The organism is Streptomyces griseobrunneus, from assembly GCF_046713465.1.
GTDB classification, from domain to species: Bacteria; Actinomycetota; Actinomycetes; order Streptomycetales; family Streptomycetaceae; genus Streptomyces; species Streptomyces microflavus.
The window spans coordinates 3,976,262-3,989,740 of the sequence record NZ_CP177080.1; the positions used below are offsets into that span (position 1 = coordinate 3,976,262).

The window sequence follows — 13,479 nt, forward strand, 5'->3', positions numbered from 1 at the left end:
CGGGGTCGTGAACCAGCGAGGCCCGCTGTTCTGTGGATGAATCCGCGCGTGTGGACAACCCGGTAACCCGTACGGGCTTCCGATCGCGCGGTGTGGCAGCCGCACGACCGCGGCCGATGATTCCCTGCAGCAGAGAGCGACGTTTCACGTGAAACACGATGCCCCCGCAGGGCAACTACCAGGCCACGACACTCCGCAGGGGGCACAGATGGCTACTTTTCCGGCATTTCCCTGCTAGACGGCAGAGATCACCTGGAAGCAGCTATACGGGACCACGCCCCGCCGGGCCGTCGCCACACCACAGGTCGCCTCTCAGCGGCGCCGACGGGTGCGCCCCGTGCGCGCGGCCTTGGCCTTCTTTGCGGCGAACCTCACACCGCCCGGGCTCTCACCCACCACCACACGCACCACCGTGGCCAGCGGATCGACCACGCCCTCACCGACGTGGAGCACCTCGGCCTCCAGCACACCCAGCTTGCTGAGTGCTGCCTTGGCGCCGTTGATCTCCTCTTCGGCGGTGTCACCCTTCAGCGCGAGCATCTCCCCGTAAGGACGCAGCAGGGGCACACCCCAGCCCGCCAGCCGGTCCAGCGGCGCCACGGCCCGAGCGGTCACCACATGGACGGGCTGGAGCGTCCCGAGGACCTCCTCGGCCCTCCCGCGCACCACCGTCACATGGTCCAGCCCCAGCAGTTCGACGACTTCCTGGAGGAAGTTCGTCCGGCGCAGGAGCGGCTCCAGCAGAGTGATCTTGAGGTCGGGGCGCACCAGGGCCAGCGGGATGCCGGGCAGGCCGGCGCCCGAGCCCACATCGCAGACCGTGACGCCTTCCGGCACCACCTCGGAGAGCACCGCGCAGTTCAGCAGGTGCCGCTCCCACAGCCGCGGCACCTCGCGCGGTCCGATCAGGCCACGCTTCACCCCGGCATCGGCGAGCAGCTCCGCGTACCGGACAGCCTCCGGGAAGAGCTCTCCGAATACCGCCCGCGCCTCTTCAGGTGCCTGGGGGAGCTCTGCAGCGTCCGTCACGGGGACCGTCCTTCCGTACCGCACTAGCGCACTGTGGGTGGCTGACTATCAGGCTGACAAAGATCGGCCCCGCCTGCGAACAGACGGGGCCGACAGTACAAGGATCCGGTCAGGCCGGGAGAACGACGACGAAGCGCTGCGGCTCCTCGCCCTCCGACTCGCTCCGGAGACCGGCTGCGGCGATCGCGTCATGCACGACCTTGCGCTCGAACGGCGTCATCGGGTCCAGCTTGACCGGCTGGCCCGAGGTCTTGACGTCGTTGGCGGCCTTGGCACCCAGCTCGGCGAGGATCTCGCGCTTCTTGGCCCGGAAGCCGCTGATGTCCAGCATCAGACGGCTGCGGTCGCCGGTCTCCCGGTGAACCGCCAGCCGGGTCAGCTCCTGGAGCGCCTCCAGCACCTCACCGTCGCGGCCCACGAGCTTCTGGAGTTCACGCGGAGAGTCGCTGATGATCGAGACCGCGGCCCGGTCCGCCTCGACGTCCATGTCGATGTCGCCGTCGAGATCGGCGATGTCGAGCAGGCCTTCGAGGTAGTCGGCTGCGATCTCCCCCTCCTGCTCCAGGCGGGTCAGGGTGTCGCTGCCCTCAGCGGCGGCCGTGGAGGTGGTGCCTTCCGTCACGGGTGGACTCCTTCTTACTTCTTGGACGGGTGCTTGGGCCGCTGCGGGCCCTTGCGCTGTCCGGACTTGGCTTGGCGTGAGGAGCCGGAGGCGGGCTTGCCCGCCGACGTCGGCTTGTCGTCCTGCGGTGCGTCCCGCTTCTCCAGCGAGGTCTTGGAGCCGGCCTCGGGCTCGTCCTTGGGCGCACCGGAGGCGGTGGCAGCCGTCTGGCGCTTCGCCTTGGTCTGGCGCTTGGGCTGCTGGCGCTTGGGAGCCGCACCGCCCTCGGCCTCGATGACGGCCGTCTCGCTCTTCTGGACGGTGCCGTCCTCCTGAGCCGCGAGCCCCTTCTTGCTCAGCCCGGTGATGAACTTGCGCTCGATGTCGTTGCGGTCGGGACCCTTGGCCACGATCGCCTTGACGGTCCTGCGCTGCGTCCGGCCACGGACCTGCCCGCGGGAGTCCACGGTCTTGAGCACCCGCTGGAGGTAGGCGTCCTGCGCCTTGCTGCCCGGCGTCGGGTTCTGGTTGATCACGTACATCTGCTGACCCATGGTCCAGACGTTGGTGGTCAGCCAGTAGACGAGGACACCGACGGGGAAGTTGACGCCCATCACGGCGAAGATGACGGGGAAGATGTACATCAGCATCTTCTGCTGCTGCATGTACGGGGTCTTCACCGTCAGGTCGACGTTCTTCGTCATCAGCTGGCGCTGGGTGAAGAACTGCGAGGCCGACATCAGCACGATCATGACGGCGGTGACGACCCGGACGTCCAGCAGCGTGGCGTCGAGCGAGGTGAGCTTGTCGACGTTGTCGGTGAACTTCGCGGCCAGCGGCGCGCCGAAGATGTGGGCCTGACGGGCGCTGTCGAGCAGTTCCTGGTTGATCGCGCCGATCTTCTTGCCCGAGGCGATGGACGACAGCACGTGGTACAGGGCGAAGAAGAACGGGGACTGCGCCAGGATGGGAAGGCACGAGGAGAGCGGGTTGGTGCCCGTCTCCTTGTACAGCTTCATCATCTCTTCGGACTGACGCTGCTTGTCGTTCTTGTAGCGCTCCTGGATCGCCTTCATCTTCGGCTGGAGCACCTGCATGTTGCGGGTCGACTTGATCTGCTTCACGAAGAGCGGGATCAGGCAGATCCGGATCAGCACCACCAGGGACACGATGGACAGGCCCCAGGCCCACCCGGAGTCATCGCCGAACAGCGCTCCGTAGACCTTGTGGAACTGGACGATGACCCACGAGACAGGCGTGGTGATAAAGCTGAACAGACTGGCAATCGTGTCCACTAATCAGGCTCCTTGAGCATTGGGCGAGGTCTCTGTGGCCGGGCTCGGAGGTTCGGAGACCGACCCCCCGGACGGCACATCAGCGGCGGGCTCCCCGCCCTTGCCACCGCGCAGGCCGTTGCGCAGCAGCTCGTGCCACCGCGGACGCTTGCGTGGTGGGACATGGTCCACACCGCCGGGTGACCACGGATTGCATCGCAGGATGCGCCAGGCGGTCAGCGCTGTTCCCTTGATCGCACCGTGCCGGTCGATAGCCGTATATCCATAGTGGGAACACGACGGGTAGTAACGGCAGACAGGCCCGAGGAGTGGGCTGATCGTCCACTGGTAAAGCTTGATGAGGGCAAGCAGCGGGTACTTCATCTCGCGCCCCCTCCCAGCAGCCGCTGAAGGGCGGCATCCAGGTCTCGGGCCAGCTGTGCATGGTCGGCGTCGCCCGCACCGGGCAGCGCTCGTACGACAACAAGGCTACCGGGGGGCAGCTGCGCCAGCCGGTCGCGGACCAGATGGCGAAGCCTCCGCTTCACCGCGGTGCGGACGACCGCGCCTCCCACTGCTTTGCTGACAACGAAACCCGCACGCGGCGGGGGAACAGTCTCCCCAGTCACGTGCGGGTCCGTGTCACCGCTGCGTAGATGGACGACGAGCAGTGGACGTCCGGCTCGACGTCCTCGTCGTACCGCGGTCGCGAAGTCCTCGCGCCGCCTCAGCCGATTCTCGGTAGGCAGCACGTCATGGACCTGTTAGCGATCAGGCGGACAGGCTGCTGCGGCCCTTGCCGCGACGGTTCGCGAGAATCGCACGGCCGGCACGGGTACGCATGCGCAGACGGAAGCCGTGGGTCTTGGCACGACGGCGGTTGTTCGGCTGGAAGGTGCGCTTGCTCACTCGGGGGCTCCAGAAATGATTCGTGTCTTGGCGGGACATCGCCTGGCTGTCACCGTGCGCCCACGAGGAACTCGCGTAAACGCCTTAGTGCACCGCTTCACAATCACAGATCGTGATCTTTGCCCATCGGAGGCAGGCGGCAGCAGCCATCGACAACTCGACCTGGTCACGGTACGCGCGGCTACGCCATCCGGTCAAACCGGCTCCGCGCGACCCCCCATTGTGCACAGCCTGTGGACAACAACTTGAACCGCGCGGCCCGGCCTGACTACCGTGGCTGAACTCCGGTTCTTTTCCTTCCCGACTGCCGGGCCTCACCCATCCCGACCCATCCCGTCCCGAGAACCACACATTCGTGGGACATGCGAGAGAGCGTGCCTTGTGGCTGACGTACCTGCCGATCTTGCCGCAGTGTGGCCACGCGTGCTGGAACAACTCCTCGGGGAGGGCCAGCAGGGCATCGAGCCGAAGGACAAGCAGTGGATCGAGCGCTGCCAGCCCTTGGCACTCGTCGCCGACACCGCACTCCTGGCCGTCCCCAATGAATGGGGCAAACACGTCCTGGAGGGCCGCCTCGCGCCGCTCCTCAGCGAGACGCTGACCCGCGAGTGCGGCCGCCCCATCCGGATCGCGATCACCGTCGACGACTCCGCGGGCGAACCGCCCTCCCCGCCGGCGCCCCCGATGCACCAGAGCCAGCAGGGCCACCGCTACCAGGGCCAGCCGCGCGAGGACGCGCACAACGACGGGTACGACGGATACGGTCACCGGCACTCCGACGACGGCATGCCGACGGCCCGCCCCGCCTACCCCGACTACCAGCAGCAGCGCCCCGAGCCGGGCGCCTGGCCGCGCACCCAGGAGGACCTCTCCTGGCAGCAGCCGCGGCACGGGGGCTACCAGGACCGGGAGCAGCCGTCCTCCGAGACCTACCGCGAGACCGAGCCGTACCGCGGCGAGCAGTCGGCCGAGCAGTGGCGCGAGCCGTACGGCACCGGACGGCCCCAGCAGCCGCAGCACGATTACCGCTCGCAGCCGCCCGAGCGCCAGGGGTACGAGCAGCAGCGCGACCGGCACGACCAGCAGCACCGCCAGGGCGGCCCCGGGCGCACCGGCGGCTCGGTCCCCGGTCCGATGGGCGCCCAGCCGGCGCCCGCGCCGGGTCCCGGTGAACCGCACGCCCGGCTGAACCCCAAGTACCTCTTCGACACCTTCGTCATCGGCGCCTCCAACCGGTTCGCGCACGCCGCGGCCGTCGCCGTCGCCGAGGCCCCCGCGAAGGCCTACAACCCCCTCTTCATCTACGGGGAGTCGGGGCTCGGCAAGACCCACCTGCTGCACGCCATCGGGCACTACGCGCGCAGCCTCTACCCGGGGACCCGGGTGCGGTACGTGAGCTCGGAGGAGTTCACCAACGAGTTCATCAACTCGATCCGCGACGGCAAGGGCGACACCTTCCGCAAGCGGTACCGCGATGTCGACATCCTCCTGGTCGACGACATCCAGTTCCTGGCGAGCAAGGAGTCGACGCAGGAGGAGTTCTTCCACACCTTCAATACGCTGCACAACGCGAACAAACAGATCGTGCTCTCCTCGGACCGGCCGCCCAAGCAGCTGGTGACGCTGGAGGACCGGCTGCGCAACCGCTTCGAGTGGGGTCTGACCACCGACGTCCAGCCGCCCGAGCTGGAGACCCGGATCGCCATCCTCCGTAAGAAGGCGGTGCAGGAGCAGCTGAACGCGCCCCCGGAGGTCCTGGAGTTCATCGCCTCACGGATCTCGCGCAACATCCGTGAGCTGGAGGGCGCCCTGATCCGGGTGACGGCCTTCGCCTCCCTCAACCGGCAGCCGGTGGACCTCGGGCTGACGGAGATCGTGCTCAAGGACCTGATCCCGGGCGGTGAGGAGTCGGCACCGGAGATCACCGCGCCGGCCATCATGGCGGCCACCGCGGACTACTTCGGCCTCACGGTGGAGGACCTCTGCGGATCCTCCCGCAGCCGGGTCCTGGTGACGGCTCGCCAGATCGCCATGTATCTGTGCCGGGAGCTCACCGACCTCTCGTTGCCGAAGATCGGCGCGCAGTTCGGCGGCCGCGACCATACGACGGTGATGCACGCGGACCGGAAGATCCGGGCGCTGATGGCGGAGCGCCGCTCCATCTACAACCAGGTCACCGAGCTCACCAACCGCATCAAGAACGGCTGACGCCCACCCCTGGAGCCGTCACAGGGCTCCACAGCGCGCTCGCAAGGCGCCTCGCAACGACCTCCCACGGTCCGCGTGAGGCGCCTTTCGTCGTTCCTGCGGTCGTTCCCTGGGCCCTTGCAGCGGCCTCCGGCACCCGGCACTGTTCGAATACCGGCTGCTCAGAGGCCCTTCTCCACAGATGTGCGGGAAAGCTTCCGTCCACAGCCTGGGGACCGGAAAGTTGTCCATATTGCGTCCACAGGGCGAGCTGCCGATACTCCATCAGGCCAGGTCACGTGGTTGGGGATTTGTGGTCAACCGTGATCCACAGCCTGTGGACAGTTTTCTCGTCCACAGGGGGAGCTCCAGGTTGTCCACCGTCGGCCCACAAGCTGGACGCTGTTGTCCCCAGCTCGGCCCGGCTTCTCCACACCTCTGTCCACTGTTCGGCAACAGAACACGCCCTCTCACCGCCCGGAGTGAAAGGCGTCACACCAAGCTGCCCGAGTGGGCTGTGGGGAACGTGGGTAAAGCTGGGGACAGGCCTGGGGAGAAGTGACCCCCTCCTGTGCATCGGGTGTGCAGAACTTCCGCCCGTCCACAGAAAGCCCCGGTTGTCCACGGGTGCCACCCACAGGGTCGGTGGACAAAAAACCTGCGCTGACCTGCGCAAACGACGTTATCCACGGTTTCCACAGGGCCTACTACTACTACCACTCAGAGTTAGCTAGGAATCCGCTTCGAAGTGGGGCCTGTGTACAACTCGACCGGCGACCGCCTCGCAGCGTTTTGCTCGACTTGACCCCGAGCAGCAACGACTGTCGGTGCGGTGCGTCAGACTGGACCCCGGAGCCACCCCGGCCGTCGGCAGGGAGCTCCGGTCCAGACGACGAAGGCCAGCAGGGCGAGCGAGCAACAGCAGGAGGCGGTTCCGGTGAAGATCCGGGTGGAGCGCGATGTACTCGCGGAGGCGGTGGCCTGGGTGGCCCGCAGCCTCCCGGCCCGTCCGCCGGCGCCCGTTCTCGCGGGCCTTCTGCTGAAGGCCGAGGACGGAGCCCTCTCCTTCTCCAGCTTCGACTACGAGGTCTCGGCCAAGGTCTCCGTGGACGCGGAGGTCGACGAGGACGGCACGGTGCTCGTCTCCGGCCGGCTGCTCGCCGACATCTGCCGCGCCCTCCCCAACCGCCCGGTGGAGATCTCCACAGACGGTGTACGGGCCACGGTGGTCTGCGGCTCCTCGCGCTTCACCCTCCACACACTGCCTGTGGAGGAGTACCCGGCGCTGCCGCAGATGCCGACCGCCACGGGCACGGTCCCCGGTGAGGTCTTCGCATCGGCCGCCGCCCAGGTCGCCATCGCCGCGGGCCGCGACGACACGCTGCCCGTGCTGACCGGTGTGCGCATCGAGATCGAGGGCGACACCGTCACCCTCGCCTCCACCGACCGCTACCGCTTCGCGGTCCGCGAGTTCCTCTGGAAGCCGGAGGACCCGGAGGCCTCCGCGGTCGCCCTGGTGCCCGCCAAGACGCTCCTGGACACCGCCAAGGCGCTCACCAGCGGTGACACGGTCACCCTGGCGCTCTCCGGCTCCGGTGCCGGTGAGGGGCTGATCGGTTTCGAGGGCGCGGGACGCACCACGACCACGCGGCTGCTCGAAGGCGACCTGCCGAAGTACCGCACGCTCTTCCCCACCGAGTTCAACTCGGTCGCGGTCATCGAGACCGCCCCCTTTGTCGAGGCTGTCAAGCGTGTGGCCCTCGTCGCCGAGCGCAACACCCCCGTCCGGCTCAGCTTCGAGCAGGGTGTGCTCATCCTGGAGGCCGGTTCCAGCGACGACGCACAGGCTGTGGAGCGCGTCGACGCGGTGCTGGAGGGCGACGACATCTCGATCGCCTTCAACCCGACGTTCCTGCTGGACGGGCTGAGCGCGATCGACTCCCCGGTCGCACAGCTCTCCTTCACCACGTCCACCAAGCCCGCCCTGCTCAGCGGGCGCCCGGCCGTGGACGCCGAGGCGGACGACGCGTACAAGTACCTGATCATGCCGGTGCGCCTCTCCGGCTGATCCGGCCGACCGCCCGCCGCCCGCAGGGGCCGGGGCGGCACCTTCACAGCGGTTTCGGTGGGCCCGTTCGGCGCGGAGCGGGCCCACCGTCCTGTCGCCGGCCGGGCGTAGGCTCGGTCCCGGGCGGAAAACGCCCCGACGCTATCGCCACGACGCTTAAGGAATCTCTGATGGAGCTCGGTCTCGTCGGCCTCGGCAAGATGGGCGGCAACATGCGCGAGCGCATCCGCCGCGCAGGCCACACCGTCATCGGTTACGACCGCAACCCGGATGTCGCCGATGTCCACAGTCTCGAAGAGCTTGTGGGCAAGCTGAAGGGCCCCCGGGTCGTCTGGGTCATGGTCCCGGCCGGTGCCGCGACCCAGTCCACGATCGACGAGCTCGCCGCCCTGCTCTCGCCCGGCGACGTCGTCGTCGACGGCGGGAACTCGCGCTGGACCGACGACGAGAAGCACGCCGTCGAGCTGGGCATCAAGGACATCGGCTTCGTCGACTGCGGAGTCTCCGGCGGCGTCTGGGGCCTGGAGAACGGCTACGCCCTGATGTACGGCGGCACCGAGGAGAACGTGGCGAAGGTCCAGCCGATCTTCGACGCGCTCAAGCCCGAGGGCGACTTCGGCTCCGTCCACGCGGGCAAGGTCGGCGCCGGCCACTTCGCGAAGATGGTCCACAACGGCATCGAGTACGCCATGATGCAGGCCTACGCCGAGGGCTGGGAGCTGCTGGAGAAGGTCGACTCCGTCACCGACGTGCGTGAGGTCTTCCGCTCCTGGCAGGAGGGCACGGTCATCCGTTCCTGGCTGCTCGACCTCGCGGTCAACGCGCTCGACGACGACGAGCACCTGGAGAAGCTCCGGGGCTTCGCCGCCGACTCGGGCGAGGGCCGCTGGACGGTGGAGGCCGCGATCGACAACGCGGTGCCGCTGCCCGCGATCACCGCTTCCCTGTTCGCGCGGTTCGCCTCGCGCCAGGACGACTCGCCGCAGATGAAGATGATCGCCGCGCTGCGCAACCAGTTCGGCGGCCACGCGGTCGAGTCCAAGACCGAGAACTGATCGGAACGCCGGCCGCGCGCCGGCGTCACACACCTGCGAAGCACTGTCGCGAGAGGTCGGCCACCATGCACGTCACCCATCTCTCGCTGGCCGACTTCCGCTCGTACGCCCGGGTCGAGGTTCCTCTCGGCCCGGGCGTCACCGCGTTCGTGGGGCCCAACGGGCAGGGCAAGACCAATCTCGTCGAGGCGGTCGGCTACCTCGCCACCCTCGGCAGCCACCGGGTCTCCTCGGACGCCCCCCTGGTGCGGATGGGCGCCGAGCGGGCCGTGATCCGGGCGGCGGTGACCCAGGGCGAGCGCTCGCAGCTGATCGAGCTGGAGCTCAACCCCGGCCGCGCCAACCGGGCCCGTATCAACCGGTCCTCGCAGGTCAGACCGCGTGACGTGCTCGGGATCGTACGCACCGTGCTGTTCGCGCCGGAGGACCTGGCGCTGGTCAAGGGCGACCCCGGTGAGCGGCGGCGGTTCCTGGACGAGCTGATCACCGCGCGTTCGCCCCGGATGGCCGGGGTCCGCTCCGACTACGAGCGGGTGCTCAAGCAGCGCAACACCCTGCTGAAGTCCGCCGCCATGGCCCGCCGGCACGGCGGCCGGTCCCTGGACCTGTCCACCCTCGACGTCTGGGACGAGCACCTGGGCCGGGTCGGTGCCGAGCTGCTCGCGCAGCGCCTGGACCTGATCGCCACGCTCCAGCCGCTGGCCGACAAGGCGTACGGGGACGTGGCGCCGGGCGGCGGCCCCGTGACGCTGGAGTACCGCAGCTCGGTCGGCGAGGACATCGATCCCGGGCGGACCCGCGAGGAGCTGTACGAGCAGTTGACCGCGGCGCTCGTCGGGGTCCGAAAGCAGGAGATCGAGCGCGGGGTGACGCTGGTGGGCCCGCACCGGGACGACCTGGTGCTCGGCCTGCGGTCCATGCCCGCGAAGGGGTACGCGAGCCACGGGGAGTCCTGGAGTTACGCGCTGGCGATGCGGCTGGCCAGTTACGAGCTGCTGCGCGCCGAGGGCAACGAGCCGGTGCTGGTCCTGGACGACGTCTTCGCCGAGCTGGACGCCCGTCGCCGGGAGCGGCTGGCGGAGCTGGTGGCCCCGGGCGAGCAGGTGCTGGTGACGGCCGCGGTGGCGGAGGACGTCCCGGGCGTGCTGGCGGGGGCGCGGTACACGGTCTCGGCGGGCGAGGTGGAGCGGGTATGACCGGCCGGAGCAGGAAGCCGGGGGGCGCCTCCCCCGCGGAGGGAACGTCCGGCGGTACGGGGCCTGCGGCCGGTGCCGGGGGCGCCGAGGCGGGCGTTACACCGGCGGCTGCCGGGACCTCGAAGCCGCCCGAGGTGGCCGGGGTCGATCTCGCCCGGGTCGCGCTGCGGGCCGCGAAGGAGCAGGCGCGGGCGCGGGGTGCGGCGGCCCAGCAGAAGAAGCAGGCGAGGCGGGGCGGCGGGCTGCGCTCCGGGGCCCGTTCGGACGGCCGTGATCCGCAGCCGCTGGGCTCCGCGATCAACCGGCTGATCACCGAGCGCGGCTGGGAGACCCCGGCCGCGGTGGGCGGTGTGATGGGGCGGTGGCCGCAGATCGTGGGGGACGATCTGGCCAACCACTGTGTGCCGCTGCGCTACGACGAGGACCCGGCCGCGCGGGTGCTCACTGTGAGCTGCGACTCCACGGCGTGGGCGACGCAGCTGCGGCTGCTGGCCCCCCAGCTGGTGGCCCGGCTCAACGCGGATCTGGGTCAGGGCACCGTACGGATGATCAAGGTGGTCGGTCCGGGGGGCCCGGAGCGCCGGTTCGGACCGCTGCGGGCACCCGGCAGCAAGGGGCCCGGCGACACCTACGGCTGAGGCCCTGCTGTTTCCCGGCCGGTGATCGGTCAGCCGCTTCTCGTCCCTGAGCTGCGCTTTTGGCTGAAAATTGTCGTGTCCCTGATGCCCGTGGGGGCTGCGCCGGGGGGTTCGGAGCTCCCGGTTCGCCGGGGTTCGTACCGGCGGAAACCGGGGGGTGCGGCCGGAGCGTCCCTCACCGTAGCGGGAGGTTGACAGGCCGAAGCGCTCAATGCCCGTCAGGGCCCCTTGGGGCCCCTCCCTGAATATGGGGAGTCGTCAACCGCCGATTCAGGGCGGCACATGCGTACTCAGGTACCGGCAAACCCCCATTCATGTCAGTGCTACCGGTAGACTGGTGAGTAATCCCGCTACTGAGGCGGGAGTCGTCGATACAAGCCGAACGACGCAGCCGCTCCCGCCTTTCCGGAAGACGGCCTGTGCTGTGCCAGAAAGGGCGCTTCGTGGCCGATTCCGGCAACCCCAACGAGAACATCCCGTCCACAGCCGGTGGGCACGGCGAGGTCACCGCCTCGTACGACGCCAGCGCGATCACCGTGCTGGAAGGGCTGGACGCGGTCCGCAAGCGACCCGGTATGTACATCGGCTCGACCGGTGAGCGCGGTCTGCACCACCTCGTGCAGGAGGTCGTCGACAACTCGGTCGACGAGGCGATGGCGGGCCACGCGGACAGCATCGACGTCACGATCCTCGCCGACGGCGGGGTGCGCGTGATCGACAACGGCCGTGGCATCCCGGTCGGCATCGTGCCGTCCGAGGGCAAGCCGGCCGTCGAGGTCGTGCTGACCGTCCTGCACGCGGGCGGAAAGTTCGGCGGCGGCGGTTACGCCGTCTCCGGCGGTCTGCACGGCGTCGGCGTCTCCGTCGTCAACGCCCTGTCCACCCGGGTCGCCGTCGAGGTCAGGACGGACGGCTACCGCTGGACCCAGGACTACAAGCTCGGTGTCCCGACCGCCCCGCTGGCCCAGCACGAGGCCACCGAGGAGACCGGCACGTCGGTCACCTTCTGGGCCGACGGGGACATCTTCGAGACCACCGAGTACAGCTTCGAGACCCTCTCGCGCCGCTTCCAGGAGATGGCGTTCCTCAACAAGGGCCTCACCCTCAAGCTGACCGACGAGCGCGAGTCGGCGAAGGCCACGGCGGGCGCGGACAGCGCGGAGGCAGTCGAGGTTCCCGAGGAGGAGACGACCCGGTCGGTCACGTACCACTACGAGAACGGCATCGTCGACTTCGTCAAGTACCTCAACTCCCGCAAGGGCGACGTCATCCACCAGTCGGTGATCGACATCGAGGCCGAGGACAAGGACCGTCTCCTCTCGGCCGAGATCGCCATGCAGTGGAACACGCAGTACACCGAAGGGGTCTACTCCTTCGCCAACGCGATCCACACGCATGAGGGCGGCACGCACGAGGAGGGCTTCCGTGCGGCGCTGACCTCCCTGGTCAACCGGTACGCGCGCGACAAGAAGCTGCTGCGCGAGAAGGACGACAACCTCACCGGCGAGGACGTACGCGAGGGCCTCACCGCGATCATCTCGGTGAAGCTGGGCGAGCCGCAGTTCGAGGGCCAGACGAAGACCAAGCTGGGCAACACGGAGGCCAAGACCTTCGTGCAGAAGGTAGTCCACGAGCAGCTGACGGACTGGTTCGACCGGAACCCGAACGAGGCCGCCGACATCATCCGCAAGGGCATCGCCGCCTCGACCGCCCGTGTGGCGGCCCGCAAGGCGCGCGACCTGACGCGGCGCAAGGGGCTCCTGGAGAGCGCCTCGCTGCCCGGCAAGCTCAGCGACTGCCAGTCGAACGACCCCACCAAGTGCGAGATCTTCATCGTCGAGGGTGACTCCGCCGGTGGTTCGGCCAAGTCCGGCCGCAACCCGATGTACCAGGCGATCCTGCCCATCCGCGGCAAGATCCTGAACGTCGAGAAGGCCCGGATCGACAAGATCCTGCAGAACACCGAGGTCCAGGCGCTGATCTCGGCCTTCGGCACCGGGGTCCACGAGGACTTCGACATCGAGAAGCTCCGCTATCACAAGATCATTCTGATGGCGGACGCCGACGTCGACGGCCAGCACATCAACACCCTGCTGCTCACCTTCCTCTTCCGCTTCATGCGGCCGCTGGTGGAGCAGGGCAACGTCTACCTCTCGCGCCCGCCGCTCTACAAGATCAAGTGGGGCCGGGACGACTTCGAGTACGCGTACTCGGACCGGGAGCGCGACGCGCTCGTGGCGCTCGGCAAGCAGAACGGCAAGCGGATCAGGGAAGACTCGATCCAGCGCTTCAAGGGCCTCGGCGAGATGAACGCCGAGGAGCTCCGGATCACCACGATGGACATCGACCACCGGGTCCTCGGCCAGGTCACGCTGGACGACGCGGCGCAGGCCGACGACCTGTTCTCGGTGCTCATGGGTGAGGACGTCGAGGCGCGGCGCTCGTTCATCCAGCGCAATGCCAAGGACGTCCGCTTCCTCGACATCTGAGTCGGCCCTACCAGCGACGCCGCAGCTCGAAAG

Annotated in this window: 12 protein-coding genes; 6 read left to right on the forward strand and 6 right to left on the reverse strand. The window is 68.7% G+C overall.

The annotated features are described in order from the left end of the window. Positions 1-312: 312 nt before the first annotated feature. From rsmG to rpmH, 6 genes are all read right to left on the reverse strand, one after another. Positions 313-1,029: a 16S rRNA (guanine(527)-N(7))-methyltransferase RsmG gene (gene rsmG / locus ACK8N7_RS18175; protein WP_015609844.1), complete on the reverse strand. Its 717-nt coding sequence runs from the start codon at positions 1,027-1,029 to the stop codon at positions 313-315. A 109-nt stretch (positions 1,030-1,138) separates the two neighbouring features. Continuing rightward, positions 1,139-1,651 (reverse strand): Jag family protein, encoded by a 513-nt coding sequence (locus ACK8N7_RS18180; protein WP_403213656.1) that lies wholly within the window; start codon positions 1,649-1,651, stop codon positions 1,139-1,141. A 14-nt stretch (positions 1,652-1,665) separates the two neighbouring features. Further along, a complete protein-coding gene (yidC, locus tag ACK8N7_RS18185) occupies positions 1,666-2,925 on the reverse strand; it encodes a membrane protein insertase YidC (RefSeq protein WP_403213654.1) in 1,260 nt (419 codons plus the stop codon). A 3-nt stretch (positions 2,926-2,928) separates the two neighbouring features. After that, a complete protein-coding gene (gene yidD, locus ACK8N7_RS18190) occupies positions 2,929-3,288 on the reverse strand; it encodes a membrane protein insertion efficiency factor YidD (RefSeq protein WP_015609841.1) in 360 nt (119 codons plus the stop codon). Beyond that, positions 3,285-3,656 (reverse strand): ribonuclease P protein component, encoded by a 372-nt coding sequence (gene rnpA / locus ACK8N7_RS18195; protein ID WP_003967883.1) that lies wholly within the window; start codon positions 3,654-3,656, stop codon positions 3,285-3,287. Before rnpA ends, yidD begins: the two co-directional genes overlap by 4 nt. A gap of 19 nt (positions 3,657-3,675) precedes the next feature. Beyond that, positions 3,676-3,813, reverse strand: coding sequence for a 50S ribosomal protein L34 (gene rpmH / locus ACK8N7_RS18200; protein ID WP_003967884.1), 138 nt, complete (start codon positions 3,811-3,813; stop codon positions 3,676-3,678). Positions 3,814-4,194: 381 nt separating this feature from the next. Between rpmH and dnaA the strand changes: the two genes are divergently transcribed. The 6 genes from dnaA to gyrB all read left to right on the forward strand — a co-directional run bounded on the left by dnaA (position 4,195) and on the right by gyrB (position 13,446). Continuing rightward, positions 4,195-6,021, forward strand: a complete 1,827-nt coding sequence (gene dnaA, locus ACK8N7_RS18205) for a chromosomal replication initiator protein DnaA (RefSeq protein ID WP_403213652.1) — start codon at positions 4,195-4,197, stop codon at positions 6,019-6,021. A 916-nt stretch (positions 6,022-6,937) separates the two neighbouring features. Continuing rightward, on the forward strand, positions 6,938-8,068 hold the full coding sequence (gene dnaN / locus ACK8N7_RS18210) for a DNA polymerase III subunit beta (RefSeq protein ID WP_015609839.1): 1,131 nt from the start codon (positions 6,938-6,940) through the stop codon (positions 8,066-8,068). Between the two features lie 170 nt (positions 8,069-8,238). Further along, entirely contained in the window at positions 8,239-9,123 is an 885-nt protein-coding gene (gene gnd / locus ACK8N7_RS18215) for a phosphogluconate dehydrogenase (NAD(+)-dependent, decarboxylating) (protein WP_031122534.1), read from the forward strand. Positions 9,124-9,188: 65 nt separating this feature from the next. Beyond that, positions 9,189-10,319, forward strand: a complete 1,131-nt coding sequence (gene recF, locus ACK8N7_RS18220; protein WP_500443233.1) for a DNA replication/repair protein RecF — start codon at positions 9,189-9,191, stop codon at positions 10,317-10,319. Continuing rightward, the gene (locus tag ACK8N7_RS18225; RefSeq protein WP_403213649.1) at positions 10,316-10,957 is read left to right on the forward strand and encodes a DciA family protein; all 642 of its coding nucleotides are present in this window, start codon (positions 10,316-10,318) and stop codon (positions 10,955-10,957) included. Before recF ends, ACK8N7_RS18225 begins: the two co-directional genes overlap by 4 nt. Before the next feature lie 419 nt (positions 10,958-11,376). Further along, the gene (gene gyrB, locus ACK8N7_RS18230) at positions 11,377-13,446 is read left to right on the forward strand and encodes a DNA topoisomerase (ATP-hydrolyzing) subunit B (RefSeq protein ID WP_403213647.1); all 2,070 of its coding nucleotides are present in this window, start codon (positions 11,377-11,379) and stop codon (positions 13,444-13,446) included. Positions 13,447-13,479 lie beyond the last annotated feature (33 nt).